15 protein-coding genes, 1 other RNA gene and 5 pseudogenes are annotated in these 23,610 nt (G+C 64.8%); 14 read left to right on the top strand and 7 right to left on the bottom strand.

The features are described from left to right. Window positions 1-129: 129 nt before the first annotated feature. Window positions 130-2,130, top strand: coding sequence for a transketolase (tkt, locus tag A7D16_RS02290; protein ID WP_064629430.1), 2,001 nt, complete (start codon window positions 130-132; stop codon window positions 2,128-2,130). A gap of 85 nt (window positions 2,131-2,215) precedes the next feature. Here the strand turns inward: tkt and A7D16_RS21055 are convergent. Next, window positions 2,216-2,401: pseudogene (locus A7D16_RS21055) on the bottom strand (hypothetical protein); the annotation flags it as partial. A gap of 210 nt (window positions 2,402-2,611) precedes the next feature. Here A7D16_RS21055 and fhuE point away from each other — a divergent pair. Continuing rightward, window positions 2,612-4,799: pseudogene (gene fhuE, locus A7D16_RS02280) on the top strand (ferric-rhodotorulic acid/ferric-coprogen receptor FhuE). A gap of 330 nt (window positions 4,800-5,129) precedes the next feature. Here the strand turns inward: fhuE and A7D16_RS24270 are convergent. After that, a pseudogene (locus A7D16_RS24270) lies at window positions 5,130-6,076 on the bottom strand (LysR family transcriptional regulator). Window positions 6,077-6,110: 34 nt separating this feature from the next. Between A7D16_RS24270 and A7D16_RS02270 the strand changes: the two are divergent. After that, on the top strand, window positions 6,111-6,653 hold the full coding sequence (locus A7D16_RS02270; protein ID WP_064629427.1) for an SDR family NAD(P)-dependent oxidoreductase: 543 nt from the start codon (window positions 6,111-6,113) through the stop codon (window positions 6,651-6,653). 58 nt (window positions 6,654-6,711) lie between these two features. Continuing rightward, window positions 6,712-6,788: non-coding RNA, sX9 sRNA (locus A7D16_RS02265), on the top strand. A 234-nt stretch (window positions 6,789-7,022) separates the two neighbouring features. Here A7D16_RS02265 and A7D16_RS02260 read toward each other — a convergent pair. The 5 genes and pseudogenes from A7D16_RS02260 to A7D16_RS02240 form a co-directional block, all read right to left on the bottom strand. Further along, window positions 7,023-7,742 carry a M23 family metallopeptidase gene (locus tag A7D16_RS02260; protein ID WP_064629425.1) on the bottom strand — a complete coding sequence of 240 codons (720 nt, stop codon included), beginning with the start codon at window positions 7,740-7,742 and terminating at the stop codon, window positions 7,023-7,025. Window positions 7,743-7,744: 2 nt separating this feature from the next. Next, on the bottom strand, window positions 7,745-8,674 hold the full coding sequence (locus tag A7D16_RS02255; protein ID WP_193395427.1) for a L,D-transpeptidase family protein: 930 nt from the start codon (window positions 8,672-8,674) through the stop codon (window positions 7,745-7,747). A gap of 371 nt (window positions 8,675-9,045) precedes the next feature. After that, window positions 9,046-11,287: pseudogene (locus A7D16_RS02250) on the bottom strand (TonB-dependent receptor). 132 nt (window positions 11,288-11,419) lie between these two features. Then, a pseudogene (locus A7D16_RS02245) lies at window positions 11,420-12,483 on the bottom strand (phosphatidylinositol-specific phospholipase C1-like protein). A gap of 246 nt (window positions 12,484-12,729) precedes the next feature. Beyond that, window positions 12,730-14,688 (bottom strand): acetyl-CoA hydrolase/transferase C-terminal domain-containing protein, encoded by a 1,959-nt coding sequence (locus A7D16_RS02240; protein ID WP_064629422.1) that lies wholly within the window; start codon window positions 14,686-14,688, stop codon window positions 12,730-12,732. A 175-nt stretch (window positions 14,689-14,863) separates the two neighbouring features. Here A7D16_RS02240 and A7D16_RS02235 point away from each other — a divergent pair, with 175 nt between their 5' ends. From A7D16_RS02235 to A7D16_RS02190, 10 genes are all read left to right on the top strand, one after another. Next, window positions 14,864-15,511, top strand: coding sequence for a thermostable hemolysin (locus tag A7D16_RS02235; protein ID WP_064629483.1), 648 nt, complete (start codon window positions 14,864-14,866; stop codon window positions 15,509-15,511). Continuing rightward, a complete protein-coding gene (locus A7D16_RS02230; protein WP_064629420.1) occupies window positions 15,508-17,007 on the top strand; it encodes an AMP-binding protein in 1,500 nt (499 codons plus the stop codon). Before A7D16_RS02235 ends, A7D16_RS02230 begins: the two co-directional genes overlap by 4 nt. Next, window positions 17,004-17,678, top strand: a complete 675-nt coding sequence (locus tag A7D16_RS02225) for a TenA family transcriptional regulator (protein WP_064629418.1) — start codon at window positions 17,004-17,006, stop codon at window positions 17,676-17,678. Before A7D16_RS02230 ends, A7D16_RS02225 begins: the two co-directional genes overlap by 4 nt. Further along, window positions 17,678-18,511, top strand: coding sequence for an SDR family oxidoreductase (locus A7D16_RS02220; RefSeq protein ID WP_064629416.1), 834 nt, complete (start codon window positions 17,678-17,680; stop codon window positions 18,509-18,511). The genes A7D16_RS02225 and A7D16_RS02220 overlap by 1 nt, the downstream gene beginning before the upstream one ends. Then, complete coding sequence (locus A7D16_RS02215; protein ID WP_064629414.1) at window positions 18,498-19,160, top strand: hypothetical protein; 663 nt, start codon at window positions 18,498-18,500, stop codon at window positions 19,158-19,160. Before A7D16_RS02220 ends, A7D16_RS02215 begins: the two co-directional genes overlap by 14 nt. A gap of 22 nt (window positions 19,161-19,182) precedes the next feature. Further along, window positions 19,183-19,881 (top strand): response regulator transcription factor, encoded by a 699-nt coding sequence (locus A7D16_RS02210; RefSeq protein ID WP_064629412.1) that lies wholly within the window; start codon window positions 19,183-19,185, stop codon window positions 19,879-19,881. Window positions 19,882-19,898: 17 nt separating this feature from the next. After that, the gene (locus A7D16_RS02205; RefSeq protein ID WP_064629481.1) at window positions 19,899-21,260 is read left to right on the top strand and encodes an ATP-binding protein; all 1,362 of its coding nucleotides are present in this window, start codon (window positions 19,899-19,901) and stop codon (window positions 21,258-21,260) included. Window positions 21,261-21,359: 99 nt separating this feature from the next. Then, window positions 21,360-21,725: a BlaI/MecI/CopY family transcriptional regulator gene (locus tag A7D16_RS02200; RefSeq protein ID WP_064629410.1), complete on the top strand. Its 366-nt coding sequence runs from the start codon at window positions 21,360-21,362 to the stop codon at window positions 21,723-21,725. Next, window positions 21,715-23,019 carry a TonB family protein gene (locus A7D16_RS02195; RefSeq protein WP_064629408.1) on the top strand — a complete coding sequence of 435 codons (1,305 nt, stop codon included), beginning with the start codon at window positions 21,715-21,717 and terminating at the stop codon, window positions 23,017-23,019. The genes A7D16_RS02200 and A7D16_RS02195 overlap by 11 nt, the downstream gene beginning before the upstream one ends. Continuing rightward, complete coding sequence (locus A7D16_RS02190) at window positions 23,016-23,600, top strand: hypothetical protein (protein WP_064629406.1); 585 nt, start codon at window positions 23,016-23,018, stop codon at window positions 23,598-23,600. Before A7D16_RS02195 ends, A7D16_RS02190 begins: the two co-directional genes overlap by 4 nt. The last annotated feature ends 10 nt before the right edge of the window (window positions 23,601-23,610 follow it).

Here is a 23,610-nt window from a genome sequence, read left to right as displayed (position 1 = left end):
GAGGCTTCCCGGGTCCCGGGTCCCGGGTCCCGGGTCCCGGGTCCCGGGTCCCGGCCCTAGTCACACACTGTGTGGGAGAATACGGGGCTCCGCTTCCAGCGGTGTTCCCTTCCGCTTCCATAGACGCCCATGACCCAGCCCACCCGCCGCCAGCTGGCCAACGCCATCCGTTTTCTCGCCGCAGACGCGGTCGAAGCCGCCAAGTCCGGCCATCCCGGCATGCCGATGGGCATGGCCGATATCGCCGAAGTGCTGTGGAACGATTATTTCCGGCACAACCCGAACAACCCGCAGTGGTTCAACCGCGACCGGTTTGTGCTGTCCAACGGCCACGGCTCGATGCTGCAGTACGCGCTGCTGCACCTGTCCGGCTACGACCTGCCGATCGAGCAGCTCAAGCAGTTCCGTCAGTTGCACAGCAAGACCGCCGGCCACCCCGAGCGCAGCGAAACCCCCGGCGTGGAGACCACCACCGGTCCGCTCGGGCAGGGCTTTGCCAATGCGGTCGGGTTTGCGCTGGCCGAGAAGTTGCTGGCGCAGCGCTACAACCGCCCGGAGCTGGAGATCGTCGATCACCGCACCTGGGTGTTCATGGGCGATGGCTGCCTGATGGAAGGCATTTCGCACGAAGCCGCCTCGCTGGCCGGCACCTGGGGCCTGGGCAAGCTGGTCGCGTTCTGGGACAACAACCAGATCTCTATCGACGGCAACACCGCCGGCTGGTTCAGCGACAACACCCCGGCACGCTTCGAGGCGTACGGCTGGCACGTCATCCGCGACGTGGACGGGCATGATGCCGACAAGATCAAGGCCGCCATCGAGGCCGCGCTGGAAAACAGCGACAAGCCCACGCTGATCTGCTGCCGCACCAAGATCGGTTTCGGTGCGCCCACCAAGGCCGGCAAGGAATCCTCGCACGGCGCGCCGCTGGGCAAGGAAGAACTGGAAGGCGCGCGCAAGGCACTCGAATGGCCGTATGGCCCGTTCGAAATTCCCGAAGAAATCTACGCCGGCTGGCGCGCCGGCGGCACCGGCACCCTGCGTCAGGCCGAGTGGGAGCAGCTGTTCGACAAGTACAGCAAGCAGTACGCCAGCGAAGCCGACGAGCTCACCCGTCGCTCGCACGGCGAGTTGCCGGCCGACTTCATCGCCCAGGCCGATGCCTACATCGCCAAGGCGCAGGAAGACGGCCAGACCATCGCCTCGCGCAAGGCCTCGCAGTTGGCGATCGAAGCGTTTGCGCCGTTGCTCCCCGAGTTGATCGGCGGCTCGGCCGATCTGGCGCATTCCAACCTGACCTTGTGGAAGGCCAGCAAGTCGGTGGCCACCGACGACCCGGACGCCAACTACGTGTATTACGGCGTGCGCGAGTTCGGCATGACCGCCATTGCCAATGGCCTGGCGCTGCATGGCGGCTTCATTCCGTTCGATGCCACCTTCCTGGTGTTCAGCGATTACGCGCGCAATGGCGTGCGCATGAGCGCATTGAACCCGGCACATGCCATCCACGTGTACACGCACGACTCGATCGGCCTGGGCGAAGACGGCCCGACCCATCAGCCGGTGGAACACCTGGCCTCGCTGCGCTACATCCCCAATAACGATGTGTGGCGCCCGGGCGATGCGGTGGAGTCGGCGGTGAGCTGGAAAGCGGCCATCACCCGCAAGGACGGCCCGAGCTGCCTGGTGTTCAGCCGCCAGAACCTGCAGCACCAGCCGCGCAGCGCCGAGCAGATCAAGTTGATCGAACGCGGTGGCTACGTGCTGGCCGATGCCGAAGGTGGCACGCCGGACGTGATCCTGATCGCCACCGGTTCGGAAGTCGGGCTGGCGGTGGAAGCCAAGCAGACCCTGGACGCCGCTGGTCTGAAGACGCGTGTGGTGTCGATGCCGTCCACCGACGTGTTCGACCGCCAGGATGCGGCGTATCGCGAATCGGTGTTGCCGAATGCAGTGCGCAAGCGTGTTGCGGTGGAAGCGGGCGTGACCGGCTTCTGGCGCAAGTACGTGGGCCTGGATGGCGATGTCGTCGGCATCGACACCTTCGGCGCCTCGGCGCCGGCCGACCAGTTGTATGCGTACTTCAAGATCACCGCCGAGCATGTGGTTGCGGCAGCCAAGGCGTTGTAAGGCCTTGCGTGGTGCTTGAAAGAAAAAGCCGGCGAAAGCCGGCTTTTTTGTTGAGCCTCGTGAGCGATGCGCGATGCGTCATCGTTCAACGGAAGCGTGGTGTGCTTCGGTGCGCGTCGTTGGCCAGCGCCGAGGCGCGGATTCTGGTCAGCGCCTTCAACTGTGCCTCCATCATCGGCGGGTTGGGATCGTGCCCGGTGCGTGGCAGCAGCAGGAATTGCTCGCTCGGGGCAGAAAGACCATCGAAGTAGGCCTTGCTGATCTCCGCTGGACCAGATCCTGCGAAATGCGCTCCCATCCAGGTAGCGCTTGCTTATGTCAAGAAAATGCTAAAAAAATGTCAACCCAGCTATTTAAAATGTGAATCATTCCCATTAAAATAGCGCGCTGCCGCTGGTACGGCACACCGCTTCCTCCCCCTTGTTGCCGGCGCGGCGTCTTCGCAGCGCGTGGTCTGATTCCGTCTGCGTTGGAGTTCCCGATGATCCGTAGTACCGAGTTGCGTCATGTTTCCATGGGCGCGCGTCGTCATGCCCTGCCGCGCGCGCTGTTCGCTGCGCTGTGCACGCTGGCCGCTGGCCAGGCATTGGCCGAGACGCCCGTTGTCGCCGCCGATGCCGAGGTCACCACGCTGGACCGGATGATCGTGCAGGGCGAACAGGCCAAGGGCTATACGGTGGAGAAGACCACCGCCGGCACGCGCATGAACCTGGCGCTGCGCGAGATTCCGCAGTCGGTCACCGTGATCACGCGCGACCGCATGGACGACCAGAACCTGCAGAGCATCACCGACGTGCTCAACAACGTTACCGGCATCTCGGTGGCGCAGAGCGACAGCGAGCGGCTGGAATTCTTCGCACGCGGGTTCTACATCGACAACTACCAGTTCGACGGTATCCCGGCCTATATGGAGCAGGCCTGGAGCTATGGCGATTCGGCGCTGGACGTGGCGCTGTACGACCGCGTCGAGGTGGTGCGCGGCGCCACCGGCCTGCTCACCGGCTCGGGCAATCCGTCGGCCTCGATCAATCTGGTGCGCAAGCACGCGCTCAGCCGCGACTTCACCGGCACCGTGTCGGTCGGCGGCGGTGATTTCAACAAGACCCGCAGTGTGGCCGATGTCACCGTGCCGCTGAGCCCAGAAGGCACCGTGCGCGCGCGTGATCGGCGTGTATCAGGATGGCGAGTCCGACATGGACCGCTACGGCCTGCGCAAGAAGATCGGCTCGGCGATCATCGATGCCGACCTCACCGACAGCACCTTGCTGAGCGTGGGCTACGAGTACCAGAAGAAGGAATCGAACGATGTCACCTGGGGCGGCTTCCCGCTGTTCTACAGCGATGGCACCCGCACCAACTACGACCGCTCGTTCAACCCGGCGGCCGACTGGACGTTCTGGGATACGCGTCTGCAGCGCACCTTCGCCAGCCTGCAGCAGAGCTTCGACAACGGTTGGAACCTCAAGGCCAATCTGAGCCATGAGAAGACCGAAGCGGCCAATCATCTGTTCTATCCGTTCTATACGATCTTCGGCTTCGACCGCGCCACCGGTGGCGGCGTGGTGCCGTATTCGGGCAACTACCTGACCGAGCGCAAGGCCGATGGCGCCGATGTCTATGCGGAGGGCCCGTTCCAGCTGTTCGGCCGCGAGCATCATCTGGTGGCCGGCGCCAGCTACAACCGCCGCGAATACGTCAACAACGGCACCTTCGATTTCCCGGCGCCGCTGGACAGCTACCTCGGCTGGAACGGCGCGTACGCGGAACCCAACTGGAGCCCGCGCACGGTGCAGAGCGATGGCACCATCAAGCAGAAGGCCGCCTACGTGGCTGCACGCTTCTCGCTGGCCGACCCGCTGACGCTGTTGGTGGGCGCACGCTATACCGATTGGCAGATCGATGGCCGCAATTTCGATGCGGTGCAGGGGCTCGTACCGTTCTCCGACACGCAGACCGAAGTGACTCCGTACGCCGGTCTGGTGTACGACATCGACGATGTGTGGTCGACCTACGTCAGCTACACCGAAATCTTCAACCCGCAGACCCTGCGCGATGCCAATGGCGGCTACCTGGACCCGTTGAGCGGCAAGGGCTACGAAGCCGGCGTCAAGGCCGCATGGTTCGACGATCAGCTCAATGCTTCGTTGGCCGTGTTCCGCATCGAGCAGGACAACCTTGGCGTGGCCACCGGCGGTTTCGTGCCGGGCAGCAGCGAGTCCGCGTTCGTGGCTGCCAGCGGTGTGGTCAGCGAAGGCTTCGACTTTGAGCTCTCCGGCCGCCTGACCCAGGGCTGGAACGCCACCTTTGGCGCCTCGCACTACACCGCGCGCGACGACAGCGGCACATCGATCAACACGCATCTGCCGCGCACCACCATCAAACTGTTCAGCAGCTACACCCCGCAGGGTGCATGGAGCGATCTGACCGTCGGCGGTGGCGTCAACTGGCAGAACCGGTCGTACTACGTGGACCCGGTGTACGGCACCTTCCAGCAGAGCGCCTATGCCTTGGTGAGCGCCTTCGCACGCTATCGCCTGTCGCCGCAGTTCTCGGTGCAACTCAACGTCGATAACCTGCTCGACAAGCGCTACTACGCGCAGTTCAACGGTGGTTACGGCGCGTGGGGCGCATCGCGCAACGGCATGCTGACCTTCAACTACACGTTCTGATTGGGAACGACATCGGGCGCTTGGCCGGCTCGATGTGGTTGGTACGTGGCACAGGCATCTTGCAGAGATGCCTGTGCTTTTTTATGTGCGCCCGATTTATATGTACCCGACTTGCTACGGCTTGCGGCTATCGCGCAGGAGGATTTTCTGCGCGATCACTGCACTCACCGACAGGCAGGTTTGCAGCACGCTGTGTCGTCGCAACAACAACCGCGCAAGACACTGGCCAGCAACGACGTTGCGGGTGCGCTGCGAGGCATGCACTACCGAGCTTGGCTGTGCATGACTCCATCGCTCGCTCGCGTCGGGCTGCGCTATGGCGCGTGCTGTTCACTGCATAAGCGGCTGCAGATGCGGTGCCATCACCTTTGCCACCCAATCCATGAAGGCGCGCACGCGTTGCGGCAGATGTCGGCGCTGTGCGTAGAACAGCGTCCCTGGCATCGGTTCGGCAGCCAGCTCGGGCAGGATGTCCACCAGTGGGCCGCTGTCCAGGTACGCGGGTAGCGGGCTGGCCGGTGCCTGGATGATGCCAAGCCCCGCGAGTGCGGCAGCAAGATAGCCATCGCCGTTGTTCACCGTTACCGGGCCGCGCATCGGCAGCAGTTGATACGCCTGCCCGTCGTAATACTCGAAGCTCGAGGAGTACTGGCCCAGCGTGGGCGCGTAATGCAGCAGATCGTGCCGGGCCAGATCGTCCGGGCAGTGCCGGCGTGCCGGGCTCGGCGAGGTACGCTGCGCTGGCGCAGCTGACGATGCGAAATGCGCCAAGCGGGCGCGCCACCAGACTGGTGTCTTCCAGCGTGCCGACCCGCAGCACGCAATCAAAGCCCTCGCGCACCACATCCACCTGCGGGTACTGCGCCAGAAATGCCGGCAAGACGGGGATCACGAAGTTGCGTGCGATGCCGGTGGACATGTCTACGCGCAGGCGCCCACGCAATTGGCTGCGTTCGCGCTGGAGCATGCCCTGCAATTGGTCCGTGTCGTCTAGCAGGTCGCGGCTGCGCTGATTAGAACGCGGTGCCGTCGCCGGTAAGCTGCACGCGTCGCGTGGTGCGATGCAGGAGCTGGGTACCGAGCGAGGCTTCCAGCCGTTGCACGGCGGTCGAGACGCTGGCCTTGGGGAGCCCCAGGGTGTCGGCGGCGCGAGTGAAGCTGCCCAGTTCGGCCACGCGCAGAAACGCCCGCAGCGACTCCAAGGTGTCCATCGATCGGTCGGTGATCTTGAACGGTGCAATCAGGGTGAGTCGATTTATGCGGCGTCGCAAGCGCAATAGCTTAGGTGCTCCTTCTTGGCGGAACACACGCATGTCGACCACTACCACTGCACCCATCGCTGTGATTACCGGCGGCAGCCGCGGCTTGGGCCGCAACGCGGCGCTTGCGCTCGCTGCCGATGGCAGCGACATTGCGTTGACCTACCGCAGCCAGGCCGATGAGACCGCCGCTGTGGTGGCAGAGATCCACAAGCACGGCCGGCGCGCGCACGCGTTGCAACTCGATGTTGCCGACGCCGATTCCTTTGCCGCCTTCGCGCAGCTGAAGCAGGTGCTGGCTGGTTGGGGACCCAGCCAGTTCGATGCGCTGGTCAACAACGCCGGGACCGGCCTGCACGCGTCCTTCGCCGACACCACGCCGGCGCAGTTCGATGGCTTGGTTGCCATCCATCTCAAGGGGCCGTCTTTCCTGCGCGACAACGCGCAGGTCGATGCAATGGTTTCCTCGGTCACCGCGTTGGGTCGCCCCGGGCTGCCGGACGACATCGGGCCGGCGGTGGCCGCATTGCTTGCACCGGGCATTGCCTGGATCAATGCGCAACGTATCGAAGTCTCTGGAGGGATGTTGATTTAAGCGACTTACGAACCGACTGCGCTTACCGACTTGCGGGCGCGGCCGATGTCAGTGCGGCATGTGCCACGCGTGCATGCCGGTTGTTGCGCGTCGGCCTCACTCATCCGGTGACTGCTCGCTACGTTCCTGTCAGCAGCGCTAAGAGTGGCGGTTCAACCGCAAAGGGCGCTACGTCGCTCACTGAGATCGCAGCGCTCGTATGCGGATGCCTTTTTGTGCGTTTCATGCGCTGCCTACAGCGTAGGCAAGCCGGATACATAGACAGATCGATCGGATCGACGCCGCTTCTTGCCGTTGGCAAGAACTGCCCATAAAAAAGGCCTGCGCAAACTACACAGGCCTTTGGCGACATCCACTCGGGCAATTGTCTCACTGCAAGGCCTGGTCGCCATGCAATACCGGGTAGGGATTCAACGGGTCTCCCTTCCACCATTGTTTTTCCGGCCCCAGCCGATGGATCTCGAAGTGCAGATGCGGTGCGGCGGGATTCGCGTTACCGGTGCTGCCGACGTAGCCGATGACCTGACCGCGCTTGATCGATTGTGTCTCCGCCAGGCCGTCGGCGTAGCGCTCCAGATGCGCGTAGTAATAGCAATAATTGCCGCCGGGCTCGAACTGGTACACGGTCAGGCCGCCGCGTTCGCTGTTGAAGAGTTTTTCCACCGTGCCGTCGGCCACTGCAACCACCGGGGTGCCGGTGGGCGCAAGAATGTCGATGGCATCGTGCACGCGGCCTTCGCTACGCGCATCGGTATAGGTGTCCTGCAGCTGGCTGGCGCCGATGCCTTGTACCGGGATCAGCAGGCCGCTGCCCGGTGCCGTGGTCTCGGCAGCAGGCGCCGGCGTTGCTGCCACGGGCATGCCGGTTGGCGCGGCATCGGGTGCTGGCGCAGCGGCAACCGCGGGGGCCGCCGTGGGCGCCGGAGCAGGCGATGCCGCCGATGCGGAACCTGCCGCAGTGGGGTCCTTGGCGATAGTGGCAGCGCTGGATGCCGGCGCTACGTTTGCCTCGGGTGCGGTGCGTTCCAGCCACCAATAGCCGGCTGCACCCAGCAGCATGCCGATCACCAAGATCATCAGCAGTTTCATGCTTACTCCTGCATCACCACCGGCAACGACGGGCCGACCACGCTGGCCAGGTTGACCACGTCCCAGTTGGTCAGGCGCACACAGCCATGCGATTCGGTCTTGCCGACGTGGCCGGGTTCCGGGGTGCCGTGCAGGCCGTAATGCGGCTTGGACAGATCGATCCAGACGCGGCCGACCGGGTTATTCGGGCCCGATGGCAAGGTGGCTTTCTGATCGCCTTTTTTCGCGTCCCAGAACAGTTTGGGGTTGTACTTGAACACCGGGTCGCGCGAGGTGCCCAGGATCTTCCAGCGGCCGATCGGCAGCGGATCGTGCTTGCTGCCGGAGGACACCGGGAATTGCGCATAGACCTTGCCGTCGGCATCGAACAGCCGCAGCGTCGAGTCGGATTTGTCCACGACCAGCTTGGCTGGCTTGGCCAGCGGGGCAACGCCGTCGATGTTGGGAACCTGGATCGCGTTGCCGGCCTTGCTCAGATCCACGCCGGGGTTGAGCTGGCGCAGCAACGCAGGGTCGGCATGAAAGCGCTCGCCCAGGGATTCATCCACCGAGGTGTAGCCGAGCGAAGGCAGCTTGGCTTGTTCGGCCGGGCCCTTGGGAATCGCCTGGAACGGGCCGGCAACATCGGCATCGGTGAGCGTGTAGTGCACCAGCGCCGGTGTGCTGTCGGCCTGCAAGGCCTGCCAGGTGGCATCGTCCAGTTCGCCGGTCACCTTGATGTTGTGTGCGGCCTGGACCCCGGAGACCGCACGCTTCTGATTGGAGCCACGTTCGCCATCGATCTGGCCTGGGGAAAAATGCGCGCGGTCCAGCAGCACCTGCGCATGCAGGTCCGAGCGTGGGCCGGTGGCGACGGCCTTTGCGGCAGGCGTCGCCGTCGGCGCAGGGGCGGCAGCAGGCGCAGCTTGCGGTGCTTGTGCCAGCGCAGACAACGAAGTGCTCAACGACAGGGCGAGCAAACAGACGCGAGCGTAAGAGCGAGGGGGCATGTGCAGGTCCGCAAAGAGGCAAGCGCGCACAGTGCCGTAGCGGCCTGCGTTTGCTGCGTGAAATGGCTGCACCCGGACTGACTGAGGCGCGATGGCGCTGCGGTCCTTGCTCGATGAGGGCGGTGCGGTTCCGGGTTGCGCGGCGGTCCTCACGACGCCACCGCGTTGCACGCGGGTCATGAAGGCTGGCTTGCGAGACCTCGCAGCATTGATCGGAGGCCGACCGCCTGCATCATGCGCAGACAATCGACCGATGACCTGTGCGCCCACGTGCAAGAGCACCCGCCTGGTCGCCTACCGCCCTGGCCCGATGGTCAGTAGGTATAGCCCACTGTCAGCAGGTACACCCGCCCGGTCTGCACGTAAGCGCCATCGGCGCTGGGGTCGTAGGCCATGTAGCGCTTGGACTTGCCCTGGGTTTCGTAGAACGTGGCGGCGTTGAGCAGGTTCTTGGCCGAGACACCGACATCGATAGGTGCGGCAAATGGTAGGTCGCATTGAAGTCCAACGACTTCACCGGTTGCAGGTAGTCGTTGAGCCGGTCGCTGGTCAAGCCCAGCAATTGCAGGCCGGTGTAGTTGTAGCTCAGGTCGGTGCGCAGATGCGTATCGTCGTAGAACAGGTCCAGGTTGTAGATGCGCTCGGGCGCACGCGGTAGCCAGGTCTTTTCCGGCTGATCTCTGCGTTTGCTGTCTGCCTGGCTGCGTTGCAGCGTGAGGTTGGCAGTGACGCCCAGATTGCTCCAGCGCCCCGGCAACTGCTGCAGCCGTTTGCTTGCTGCCAACTCCAGTCCGTAGAGCGTTGCGGTGCCGCCGTTCTGCGGCATGGTCACCGGTACGCCGTTTTCGAAGGTCGTGCCGGTCGGCACCAGCCCGCCCAGAGTGTTGTCGTTGCCAGTGGCCGATTGGGATGTATAGATGAAGCCGCTGATGCGCTTGTAGTACGTCGAGGCGCTGAGCACGCCGCCGGTGTGGTCGTAGAACTCGGCAGACAGGTCGGCGTTGTCGGCAGTGCTTGCCTGCAGGTTGGGGTTGGGCTTGGAGATGCCGACCACCCTTTGGGTGTCGTCGATCGAATACACCGTCTCGCCGGAAATCAGCCCGAACGCCGGCCGGCTGAAACTGCGCCGCAACGCCGCGCGATACACGGTGAGATCGTTCGGCCGATAGTTGATGCCGATGCCCGGCAAGACCTTGCCATAGGTGCTGCCGCTGCCGACCAAACTGCCGGCGCTGCCATCGCCGCTGGATTGCCAGGATTGGGCCGAGTAGCGCGTCAGCTCGTAACGCACACCAGGCAGCACGCTCACCGCGCCGATATGCAGCGCGGCCATTGCGTAACCGGAATAGATCGCCTCGGTGCTGGAGGTGGTGTTGGCGTTGTAGTCGTTGGCGGTGTAACTGCCTGCGCCGTTCGGATCGGCAATATATTTGTAAGGCAGCGCCTGCGCGCGCATCCAGCCGCGATCCAGCAGTTTGAACGGCCCGGCGTAGTAACCATCGAATGCGTTGTAGGTGATGCGGCCGGGAATCGCGCTCAGCGGCGGGCCCCCGGCGGCGGGAGTAGCCACCGCGCACCGCCGTGGGTTGGTTGCGATAGGTTTCCAGGCGCGCGCTGGACTGGTCCTGGGTGCCGGTGACGCCGTAACTGCCGTAGATGGCACGCGCATACAGCGCGCTGGTATCGCCTTGCCAATCCAGCGACAGATTGCCGCCGTGGCGTTCGATCTGGCTGGTGTACAGGCTGTAGTTGTAGCGGGCGCTGATCAATGGGCCCACATCACGCAGGTCGGTGGCTGCGGCGGGCGCAGGGTCTGCCGGCACATATGTGCTGTTGGGCGCCGGTGCCTGCGCCATAGTGTTGTTCTTGCCGTAATAGGCCGATGCGTGGATCCCGAAGGCGTCGCCTTCCCCCGAACTTCCAGGCCAGCTCCTGCTGGAAGGTACCGCCGCCGTGCTTGCCGCCCAGATGCTTGGCCAATGCGTTGAACTGGCCTTGCGCGGTGCTCTTGGCATACACATCGCGGTCGAAATCGAACGCATTGGGGGTGCGCATGTCGATCGCGCCACCGATCGAATCGCCGGGCATGTCGGGCATGGGCGATTTGGACACCTGCACCGACTGGATGCCGAACGGTACCAGCATGTTCAACGAAATGGCGCGTGTCGACGAATCGGTCTCCGGCATGCCGAAGCCGTTGAGCGTGTACGCGTTGTAGCTGGCATCCATGCCGCGAATGCTGACGTAGACGTTTTCGCCGGTGGTGGCCTGGCCAAGATGCATGTCGCTGTAGGCCGATAAACCCGGCATGTGCGCCACCACATCGGCAATGCCGCCGGAGGGGATCGCATCGATCTGCTGCTTGCTCATCACGCTGTTGACGCTGTTGGACAGGCGCTGCTCATTCAGCGATCCCGGTGCCGCGGCGTGGGTGGCTTGCACGGTGACCGAATCCAACGTGGTGGTGGTCAGCTCTGCAGCGTGTGCAAACGCTGGTGCGGAAAGCACCACGGCAATGGCACAGCTCAGGCGATGGAAGGGACGGGAAGACTGCATGCTCAGGGCTCGCGGAAGTGGGAAGGAGTGCCCGCATCCAGTGAACGGGCACTGGCCTGGGTCGCCGACGCCTTCCATTGCGACAGGTCTGATGCGTGGGGTTAGCCGGCGCGTGTATGCGCGGCGCTGCGCTCAGTGGCGCAGGTCGAGGCCGCTGCAGTGCACGCTTGGTCGCTGCGGATTGCAGCGCGCCACCGCAGCGTGATCGAAGCGCACCACGTAGCCGTTTTCGGCCGGCTCGTTGATCGGGAAATCGGTACTGAGCAATTGCGCGCCGCTGGCCAGCATGACATCGCCCCGGGAGGTGTCGCTGCGCTGCGCTTCTTTCAGATCGGCATCGGTACGCGCACGCACCAGATAACCGGCCTTGACCAACTGCGCGATGTCATCGGCAGGGCGTCGTTGCGCTCGATAAATGCCGCATCGTCCTCGCCCGGCACCGCATTGGTGAAACACACGCGGCCGTGCAGTGATGGATGGCCGGGCAGGTAGCTGGCGCCTGCAGCGCGTTGGTCGAGCAGAAACACCACCTTGCCGCGCGCTTGATCCAACGATGGCCAGCCATGCGCGAGCACGCCGGCATTGAGGGTGCGCGCGCTGCCCCGTACCTGATCGGGGCTGATGTACTCATCGGGCTGGAACACCTAGCGCAGTTCGGCATCCAGCGCATCCATCGCTTTCGTGTCGAACGGTTCGGGTTACACGGTGGGGAACGCCAGCGCTATCGGCGTCTGCTTGGTTCCCAGCAGGATGAAGATCGGCACATGGCCCGGGTGCTGCTTCGACCAGGTGCGGATGTCCTGCAGGCAGGCAATCAAGGGTTGGCAATTGCTGCGCTGGTCAAGATCCTGCACATGCATGACCTTGAAGCCCGGCGTCTCCATCACCCCGGCCGGCGCGCTTGCCGGTGCGGCCGGCAGTCCGGCCTTGGCGATCTGCGCGACGATGGCCGGGTGCGCATAGCGCCCGCCCTGTGCATCGGCGAAGATGTCCCGTTCGAGTTGGCGCACGCCAGCGTCGAGTTGCTGCGTCAATGCGGTATGGCGGTAATCCAGTGCAGCAAACAGTGCCGGGTCCAGTTGCTTCAACACAGCCGCTTCGCTGGGTGCAACGCCGGCGTGGTAGCTGTTGTGGCTGCCGATGTACTGCAGATCGGTGAGACGCGGCGCAGCTTGCGCGGCAACATTGCTCAGCACCAGCGCGGTGAAGAAGACGATACGCGTGGTGGTTCTTCGCTTCGTGCGCACCAGCTTCGGTTTGTGGGTGATGCCTGACGTGACAGCAGTAAAAGCGCCAAAAAAATGCATGCAGTACAGCCGGGAAGCGACGAGGCCGCCATCATCGCGGCCCAGCTTGACGCATGTCTTTCCGCAGTGTGTCCGTGATGCGTCAGGTCTTGCTGCAAGGGGTTCGTGTTGGTTGCAACATCGTGACATTGTTTCTCACGACGGGGCGGTCTGTTGCAGCGCATAGGTCAGCAACCGCGCCTGCACGCGGTCGCCCAGGCTGCGTGGTGCATCCAGCGCCATGCGCTGCAGGCAGGCAACATCATTCGCATCCAACGCTTTGCGTGCGAGCAGTGCGCGGCACACCGTGGCGATTTTTCCGCCGGTGCCAGCCGTTGCGCATTTGAGCCAGCTCAATGCACGCAGCAGACGGTGCTCGATCTCGGTGAAGTCGCTGCCGAGCGGGTACTCGGGCAGGCTGCCGTCGCGTCGAAACGGCGCCAGCGCCTGTTCCAGTGCCTGTGGTGTGTTGCGTTGCGCACGTGCCGGCAGCACCGGGGCGGTGCGCAGCTTGCGCGACTGTTTGGGCTGGGCAAGCAGCGCGTCCCGGAAGCGCGCATCGCAGATGGCGGCCATTTCCACCACGCAGTCCTGGTCGGTCTTGTGGCGCAGATCGGCGATGCCGTACTCGGTGATATAGAGGTCGCGCAGATGGCGTGGAATGGTGGTGTGGCCATAGTTCCAGCGCAGGTTGCTGGCGGTGTGCGCGCCAGTCTCGCGGGTGGCACGCAGCATCAAGCTGCTGCGCGCCTGCGGCAGGGCATGCGCCATCGCCACGAAGTTGTATTGCCCGCCCACGCCGGAGACCATGCGGCCATCTTCCAGCCCGTCGGACACCGCCGCCCCCAACGCAGTTGCCATCATGCAGGAGTTGAAGAAGCGTGCGTCCTTGCGCTGCAACCGCTCCAGCGCCTCGTTGCCGCCGTAAAGCTGATTGATCTCGCTGATGCGGCGCATGCCGATTGCCGCGCGTGTCGGCGCATCCAGATCGCGTAGCCATTGATAGAACGCCGGCGAGCCGAGATAGAACGCGCCATGCAGGAACTCGCCTTCGGCTGCCAGCCGTGCATGGTCTGCTGCATCGGCGCTGCCATCGCTGATGCGCTGCATCAGCGGCAGATCGTCATGCACCTTGCGGCGGATCACGCCGCTGTCCACCAGTTGCTTGAAGCCTTCGTTGAGCATTTCGCTGCAGCCGTACAAGCCGATGGCGAACGGCGCCAGGCCGCCGCTTGCCTGCACGGCCGGGTGCTGTTCCAGTGCCGGATCCAGTGCCTGCAGCACGCGGCGATAGGTCGCGTTATCGGTATGCCGCAGCACCAACGCATGGCTCAGTGCATCGGCGAGCGTGCCGATGCCGATCTGCAAGGTGCCGCCATCGCGCACCAGGGTGCTGGCATACAGGCCGATGGCGTAGTCGACGCTGCTCACCGCCTGCCGCGGTAAGCCGAACAAGCGTGGGGAAGCACCGGGCAGGTCGATGACCAGATCGAAGAACGCGGCATCCACGGCGGCAGTGCCCCCCATCCACGGCAGTTGCGGGTCCACTTCGGCCACCAGCATCGGGCGCGGCAAGCCCAATGCCTGCACCGCATCCAGGGTGTCCTGGGTGATGTCGTTGTTGCACGACAGCGACAGCCGCGTGCCGCCGGGTTCGCGCGCCACCTTCTGCACGATCAGGTTGGGCGCGCGTTGCGCGACCGCGGCGGCAGCATGCGTGTAGTTGAGACTCGTGTAATCGGCCTGGGCCTGGGTGGAATGCAGCAACCCGCCGGACTGCATGTAGAACTCTTCCACCTGCACATGCGCGGGCAGGGCGTCGCGCAGCATCGCATCGACATAGGCAAGGCGCGGAAAATCTTCGCCGAAGTGACGCGCGATGAACGGTGCGGCAAAGCGTGCCTCCAGCCCCGCGCCCGGCCTGGGCGGATTGAGCGACAACGCCGTGTACACCGCCAGGGGCCGCGACGGCGTGTCCTTGATGCGGGCATACAGCGCGTTCAACAGGCGATGCGGCTTGCCGATGCCCAGCGGTGCGCCGACGCGCAGCGGGCCATCGATACGTTGCAGGATATGCGAAACGGCAGTGCTCAACTCAGTGACATGCGTACTCATGCACGAGAGCGTAGCCGAAAGCGCTGTCGTGCTGGCACCGACAGCTGTCAGGTGATACCCGACGCCGTGCAACGAATTGCCACGGCAGAACTTACAACTCGATAACACATGGCTCATGGTCACTTAATCGAGCCGGCCCAGCATGCACTGCATGATCACCTCCTCGCCTTCGCGTTTGTATTCCCGCCGTGGATTTGCCAGTGCCAGCCTGATCGGGGTCGGGCATGCGCAGCGCCCGGAGGTGGAACGCTTCATCGCTGCGGTCTACCTGCAGCGTTACGGTGCGCAACTGCGCAGCTTTCTGCCGCAGTTGCTGGTCTACCGCGATGCCGAAGGTGCGCTGATGGCGGCAGTAGGCATGCGGCTCGGCAGCGCCGGTCGTCTGTTCGTGGAGCAGTATCTGGATGAGCCCGCCGAATCGGCGCTGGCCGCCTGCATGGCTGCGCCCGTGGCACGCTCGTGCCTGGCCGAGGTGGGTAATTTCGTGGCGATCAGTGCCGGCAGCGCACGTGCGCTGATCCCGCAGATGACCCACGCGCTGCACGATGCCGGTGTGCGCTGGGTCTTGTTCGCCGCAACGCGCGGGTTGCGCAATACCTTCGATCGGCTCCAACTGCGGCCGCTGGCACTGGCGCCCGCGTTGCAGTCGCGCCTTCGCGACGACGACAGCGACTGGGGCAGCTACTACGCAACGCAACCGCAGGTGGTATGCGGCGACGTCGCCGCCGGCCATGCCTTTTTGCTCGCGCGGCAATCACTGCATCCGCAGGCCGCACGCCTTGGCATCGAGACGATGCCGTACCAGATGGGAGTAGGTGCATGAGCGCACGTTTCGTCGAGTTGCTCGATCATTTGCACGGCCATGCACCGCGGGTGCTGACCGCCACCGCGAGCCTGGGCGCGCAGGCGTTGGCCGATGCGGTGGCGCGGTTGGCGGCGAGCATGCAGATCGCAGGGCTGACACGGGTTGCCAGCCGGCTCGACAACGGCCCGGACTGGTTGATCCTGGATCTGGCACTACGTCTGATCGACGCCGTCCACGTGCCATTGCCGACCTTCTTCTCCGACTCCCAGGTGCTGCACGCGCTGACCTCTAGCGGCGCGCAATGCGTGGTGACCGACCTTGCCGCCGCCGCGCCGGCCGGCAGCAGCGGCCCGCTCCCCGCAATGCATGGCGATTCGCTGCGGTTCTGGCGGGTGGCTGCAGTTGTCGGGCTGCCCACCTTGCCAGAAGCCACTGCGTGCATCACCTATACGTCCGGAACCACCGGCCGCCCCAAAGGCGTGTGCCTGTCCGCCGACAGCCTGCTCACGGTTGCCGACTCGCTGGTGGATGCTTCGTCTGCGATCGCACCGCGTCGGCATCTTTGCCTGATGCCGTTGTCCACCTTGCTGGAGAACGTGGCCGGGCTGTACGCAACCTTGTTGTCCGGCGCGCAGGTGGCGTTGCCGTCGCTGGCGCAGATCGGCTACACCGGCGCCAGCGGGCTGGATGTGCCGACGCTACTGCGCTGCCTGCACCAGTATCAACCCGAGAGCGTCATCCTGGTGCCGCAGTTGTTGCTGGCCTTGGTCAGCGCTGCCGAGCAGGGCGTTGCCCTGCCGGCATCGCTGCGCTACATCGCTGTCGGTGGCGGGCATATCGGCCCCAGTCTGCTCGCGCGTGCCGCGGCGTTGGGGCTGCCGGTGTTCGAAGGCTACGGCCTGACCGAATGCGGCTCGGTGGTTTGCCTCAACCGGCCCGGTGCCGTGCGTGCGGGTAGTGTCGGTCAGGTGCTGGCGCATGCACGGGTGCAGATCGTCGACGGCGAGATCCAGGTCGATGGCGTGCGCGCACTCGGCTATCTGGGCGAAGAAGCATTGCCGCCGGGGCCGGTACGCACCGGCGATCTGGGATATGTGGACCACGACGGTTTCGTGCATATCACCGGGCGCCGCAAGCATGTGTTCATCACTGCCTTCGGCCGCAACGTGTCGCCCGAATGGGTGGAAAGCGAATTGCTGCAACACCCGCTGCTTGCACAGGCGGTGGTGTGGGGCGAAGCGCAGGCCGACAACGTGGCGGTGCTATGGCCACGACGGCCCGACAGCGACGACGCGGCAATCGCCAAGGCGCTGGCCGAAGTCAACGCCGGCTTGCCGGATTACGCACGCGTGGCGCGCTTCGTGCGCGCAGATGCACCCTTCAGCGCACTCCAGGGCCTGCTCACGGCCAACGGGCGCCCCCGCCGCGACGCGATCCTCGCGCGCTATCAATCCGCCGTCGATCGCAGTTACCGGTCGCCGGCTACCGTCGTCTCTCAAGGAATTTCTCCATGACGTTTTACACATCCCTGCTGGCGCAGACCGAGGCCGAACGCGAGCGCATGACTCAGGTGCCGATCATCCAGGCGGCACTGGCCGGCAACATCGCCCGCGACGATTACGTGGCGTTTCTCGGCCAGGCCTATCACCACGTGCGGCACACCGTACCGCTGCTGATGGCCTGCGGCGCACGCCTGCCGGCGCGGCTGGAATGGCTGCGCGAAGCCATCGGCGAATACATCGAAGAGGAGATGGGCCATCAGGAATGGATCCTGGACGATCTGGTGGCGTGCGGGCAGGCGCGCGAAGCGACCGTGCTAGCGGGGCCATCGCTGGCCACCGAGCTATTGGTCAGCTACGCCTACGACACCATCCAGCGTGGCAACCCGGTGGGGTTCTTCGGCATGGTGCTGGTGCTGGAAGGCACCAGCGTGGCGTTGGCCACGCGTGCGGCCAACAGCATTGCGCAGTCGCTGGAATTGCCACGCAATGCCTTCAGTTACCTGTTGTCGCATGGCGATCTGGATATCGAACATGCCGGCTTTTTCGAGACGTTGATGAACCGGCTCGACGACCCGTTCGACCAGCAGGCGGTGGTGCATGCGGCCAAGCGTTTTTACGTGCTGTACGGCGATCTGTTTCGCACCTTGCGCAGCGAAGGCGTGCGTCTGGCGGAGGCGGCGTAATGGATCTGCATGGCAAGTGCGTCATCGTGACCGGCGCCACTGGTGGCATCGGCGCCGCACTGTGCGCCGGCTTGGTCGGGGCAGGCGCAACCGTTGTCGCGGTGGGGCGAACGGAGCAGACGTTGCAGCGGCTAGCTGCCGCACACGCGCCCGGTCGCGTGGTGCCGGTGGTCGCGGATCTGGCCAGCGACGCGGGCCGTGCGGTGTTGCTGGCACGTGCGCATGAGATGCGCCCGGCACCGTCGGTGCTGGTGCTTGCGCATGCGCAAAGCCACTTCGGATTACTGCAGGACCAAGACCCGGCGGATCTGGCCGCAGTGGTGCATCTGAATCTCACCGTACCGATGCTGCTGGTGCAGGCGCTGTTGCCGGCCTTCGCGCGCCAGCCGGATGCAGCGATGGTGGCGGTCGGCTCCACCTTCGGCAGTATCGGGTTTGCCGGTTTTGCCGGCTACAGCGCCAGCAAATTCGGTCTGCGTGGTCTGTTCGAAGCGCTGGCGCGCGAGCATGCCGGTGCCAGCGTGCGTTTCCAGTATCTGTCGCCGCGTGCCACCGCCACTGCGTTCAATCCTGCGGCGGTGGATGCGCTCAATGCGGAGCTGGGGACCGCGGTGGATCGTGCCGAGGACGTGGCCGCAGCGCTATTGCAATCAATCGTGCGCGGCGATGCACGGCGTCAGTTGGGGTGGCCGGAAAAGCTGTTTGCCCGGCTCAATGGGCTACTGCCCGAACTGGTGGACCGCGCCTTGCGCAAACAGCTTCACCTCATCCGTCGCCATGCGCGGCCCAGCGGTACCGCCGCCACACAGGAGTTTTCGCATGAACCGCAGTAGCCGTAAATCGCGCATCTTCAGTGCGCTGGGATTGTGCATGATCGCCGGCGCCGGCTGGGCGGCCGGTCTGTCGCCGCAGGTGGCGCAGCTGCAGGACCGCTGGGCGGTGATCACCTATCAACTTCCAAAACCGCAGCGGGTTGTCGCATTGGAAGCACTCGCACAGCAATCCGATCAGGTGTGCCATGCCTTGCCGGACGATGCAGAGGCATTGATCTGGGACGGCATCGTGCGCTCGAGTCTGGCTGGGGAAAAAGGCGGTCTGGGCGCATTGGCGCAGGTCAAACGCGCGCGTACGGATTTCGAACAGGCCATCAAGCGCGCACCGCGCGCGCTCGACGGTGCGGCCTACACCAGTCTGGGCGCGCTGTATTACCAGGTGCCCGGCTGGCCGATCGGTTTCGGTGACGACGCCAGGGCGCGCACATTGCTCTATCAGGGCCTGGCGATCGATCCAGACGGACTGGACAGCAATTACTTCGTCGGTGACTTCCTGCGCGACCAGAAGGACTGGGCTGGGGCGGCAAAAGCGTTCGAAAAGGCCGCTGCCGCACCACCACGTCAGGGCCGGCAGGTTGCCGACGCTGGCCGACGCAAGGAAATTGCCGCCAAGCTGGCAGATGTGCGGGCGCAGCTTGCCAAGCAGTGAGCAGACTTACAGACTGGCGCACATGCGCATTCTGCTGGTTGAAGACGATCTCTCACTGGGCGAGGGCATTCGCACTGCATTGCGGCGCGCCGCCTATGCAGTGGACTGGGTGCATGACGGCGTCAGTGCGTTGATGGCGCTACAGGAGGAGACCATGGATCTGGTCATCCTGGATTTGGGCTTGCCGCGCATGGATGGCATCGAGGTCATCCGCACCGCACGCGCTCGTGCGCTGGACACGCCGATTCTGGTACTCAGCGCACGTGAGCGTGCAGCCGACCGCGCGCTTGGGCTGGATATCGGTGCAGACGATTATCTGGGCAAGCCCTTCGACACCAATGAACTGTTGGCGCGCACGCGGGCCCTGCTGCGCCGCTCGGCCGGGCGCGCACAGCCGGCATTGCAGGCCGGCGCACTGCGGCTGGACCCGGCCGGCATGTCGGTGCGCTGGCACGGCCGCGACCTGGATCTGACCCGGCGCGAGTTTGCCCTGTTGTGGCTGTTGATGGAGCAGCGTGGCCGGCCGATCGGGCGCGAGCGTATCCAGCAACATCTCTATGGATGGGACGAGGACGTGGCCAGCAATGCGGTGGACGTGCATGTGCACCAGTTGCGTCGCAAGCTGTCGGCAGCCGTGATCCGCACCGTTCGCGGCATTGGTTACGCACTGGACGAACAGGCCGCACAGGCCGCCGCGACCCCGCCGCAGGCGCCGCAATGAATTCGATTCGGCGTGTGTTGTTGCTGGCCTTGCTGGGCGTGTTGTCGTTGCTGATGCTGGCCGCAGCCGGGTTCAGTTATCGCGCAGGGCTGCAGGAAGCCGGTGAGATGTTCGATGCACGCCTCGTGCAGTCGGCACGCGTACTGCTGTCGTTGGTGGATCGACCCCTGGACGATCTGCGAGCAGGCGAGCCGATCGTGATCCGTGGATGGCATGGGCAAGCGCAAGGCGTGGGCGAAGCGTTGGCGTTCAACGACGGCCATGCCTACGAAACCAAACTGGCATTCCAGGTGCGCAACGCTGCCGGTGCGCTGCTATTGCGTTCTGACAGCGCACCGGCGCAACCACTGGCACCGCTACGTGCCGGCTATGCAGACGTACACCTTGCCGATGGCCAGTGGCGCACATTCACCCTGCGCTCGCCGGGCGGGCGCTGGTTTCAATCGGCCGAACGCGCCGATATTCGTGAGGAGCTTGCCGAAGACATCGCGCTGGGAACGTTGTTGCCGCTGCTGATGGCGTTGCCATTGATGGGGCTGCTGATCTGGGCCGTGGTGAATTGGGCAATGCGCTCGCTGGTACGTGTCTCCGACGAGATCGGCGAGCGCGACCCAAAGCGCTTGCAGCCGCTGCAGCCACAGCATATGCCACGCGAGGTGCATGGCCTGGTGCGCGCAGTCAACGGATTGATGGGCCGTGTTCAGGACGGATTGGAACGCGAACGCCGCTTTATCGCCGACGCCGCGCATGAACTGCGGACACCGATCGCCGCGCTCAAAGTGCACGCGGCCAACCTGCGCCTGGCCACCAACGCACAGGAACGCGATGAATCGCAGCAGCAACTCGATGCCAATGTGCTGCGCATCGAACGCATGATTGCGCAGCTGCTGGCCTTGAGCAGGGTCGAAGCGGTCGCTGCGCTACCACAGCGCAGCGTGAGCCTGGATACCTTGGTGCGGAGCGAGTCCGAAGATGTGCTGGCGCTGGCGGTGCAACGCCAGCAGAGCGTGGAGCTGGCACTGCAACCGGTGATGGTCATCGCCGATGAAACCGCGTTGTCGTTGCTGCTGCGCAACCTGTTGGAAAACGCCGTGCGCTACACCCCGGCGGGTGGCCGCATCCGGGTCAGCACGCACAACGCACCGCAGCCGACACTGGTGGTGGAGGATTCCGGTCCCGGCATCCCCGAAGCGGCGCGCGCCCGCGTGTTTCATCGCTTCCATCGCGAACTAGGCACCGGTGTAGAAGGCAGCGGGCTGGGTTTGTCGATTGTGCACGACATCGCTGTGGTACATGCAGCACGCGTGCAGCTGGATGAAGCGCCCACATTGGGCGGCTTACGTGTCAGTGTGCAATTTGCCGGTAACCCGATCCGCTGACAGACGATCCGTCGGCGAGGGTGGCACCGCACCGACAAACGGTGCTTGACAGCGGATTCGTTTACGCGCGTAATCGAAAAAAATTACGGGTGTAATCGTATGCCGATCAGTGATGCCGAAGCGGTGGTGATGCAGGTGCTCTGGGACGGCGCTCCGCGCGCGGCCGAAGAGGTGATTGCCGCGCTGGCACACACCGGCTGGGCCGAGCCGACCATCAAGACCTTGCTCAACCGGCTGCTCACCAAAGGGGCCGTTGCAGCAGAAAAGCATGGTCGCAAATACCACTACACACCGCTGCTGGCGCGTGAGCACTGGGTGCAGCAGCAGAGCGAAGGATTGCTGCAGCGGCTGTTCGGCGGGCGGGTTGCGCCACTGGTGGCCCACTTCAGCGCACGCGGGCAACTCAGCCGGGCCGACATCGCGGAATTGAAGCGTCTGCTCAAGGAGTTGGACGATGCACCTTGACCTGCCATCGCTGTTGCGCGTCACGCTGTACAGCAGCGCAGCGCTACTGACATGCCTGCTGCTGCGTCGTGCGCTGCGTGCCTGGCTTGGCGCAACAGCGGCGTACGCGATCTGGGCCGCCGTGCCGCTCGCGGTGTTGGCAGCGTTGCTGCCGGGGCCGCCGCCAGCGACAGCGTTGCCGAAGATGCCGGCGTTGGTTGCATTGCCGCTCACCCTGGAAAGCAGCCAGCCCGCATGGGCGGGTGAGTTGCTGGCTGCCTGGTTGGCCGGTGCCGTTGCGATGGCCGTTGCGCTTTGCTGGCGACAACGGCAATACGTGCACAGCCTGGGCGCGTTGCATGCGCTGGGCAGCGGGCTGTGGGCGGCAACGCACGATGTGGGGCTGCCGGTGTCGCTGGGCATCTGGCGCCCGCGCATCGTGGTGCCGATGGATTTCCACACGCGCTACACCGCCGCCGAGCGCACCCTGATCCTGGCGCATGAGCGCCTGCATCTGCGTCGCGGCGATCTGCACGCCAATCTGCTGGCCGCAACGTTGCTGTGCCTCGGCTGGTGCCATCCGTTGATGCATCTGGCATGGCGTGCGTTCCGGCTGGATCAGGAACTGGCCTGCGATGCTGCCGTGCTGGCGCGCTTCCCGGGCCAGCGCCGCAGCTACGCCACGGCGATGCTGAAGACCCAGTGTGGCGCAGGCTGGATGCCGACGACCGCCTGCCATTGGGCCGCGCCGCATGCCATCACGCAACGCGTGGCTGCATTGCTGAGCCCTGCGGTGGAAGTACCGCGTGCGCGTTGGAATCTACGCATGGTGGTCGCGATGGCGTTGATGCTCAGCGGCGCCTGCTGGGCTTTGCAGCCTGCGCAACTGCAGGGCATGCCCGTGCCCGGCAATGCGCCCGATTTTCGCAGCATGCAGCCGCCCAGGTATCCAGCGCATGCGGTTGCCGAGCAGCTTGCCGGATTTGTCGAACTACAGATCGCGGTGAGCCCAACTGGAACACCCGACAACATCGCCATCGTGCACAGCGTGCCGGCTGGTGTGTTCGATCAAGCCGTGCTCGACGCAGCACGCACCTGGCGCTTCAAGCCTGCGCTCAGGCAGGGCCACGCAGTGGCGTCCGACGTGCGCGTGCCGGTGAAATTCGAACTGGATCCACCAGACCCGGCGCCCGCAGTCACGCATCGAAATGCCGGTGCCGATCACAATGCCGAAACGCAGCACGCTGCAGCGCAGTCCGAGCGCGTTGCCAGCTGCGCAAAGACGCAATGCATTGAACGCGGAACGCTGCGATGAACTCCCTCAAGGTCTGCAGCGTCTTCCTGACGCTGGCTGTAAGCGGTTGCGCCACCCGGCAGGGCGTGGAGCAGGAACGTCGCCAGCGCGAGGATTCAGTGGATCAACGCCTGCTGCCATCGCGCCCGGATGACGGGGGCACCGCGAGGATCGAGCCCTATAAGCTGGCGCCAACCCAGCGCTTTCGCATGCCGCGTGCGCTGCGCAGCGAGGCACCGGTACTGCCTGCCGATTCGCCGCGCCAGACCCTGGCGCCGACCACCGTCTGTGCCCATCTCATCCTCGCTGCCGACGGTAGCGTGCAGCGCGTCGATGCGATGTCCGACCGCGAAGAATGCGTGGCAGGGCTGCTGCCGGACAATGCCGATCTGCTGCAGGCGGTGCGCACCAACGCGCAGCGATGGCAGTTCGTCCCGGCCGCGATGTGCACGTATGCACCCGGGGTTGCGCAACCGGCAGCACCGGACGATTGCACCGGCGCCTCCCAGATCGAGCCGGTACCGGTGACGCTGTCGTTCGCGTTCACCTTCGAGGTGCGGCAAGGCAAGGTGAGCGTGCGTAGCGGGAAGGTCGCGCGATAGGGATTGCAGC

The sequence above is a fragment of the Xanthomonas nasturtii genome, assembly GCF_001660815.1.
GTDB classification, from domain to species: Bacteria; Pseudomonadota; Gammaproteobacteria; order Xanthomonadales; family Xanthomonadaceae; genus Xanthomonas; species Xanthomonas nasturtii.
The sequence above is the reverse complement of the archived record's forward strand: the minus strand, read 5'-3'. Positions and strand labels throughout refer to the sequence as shown.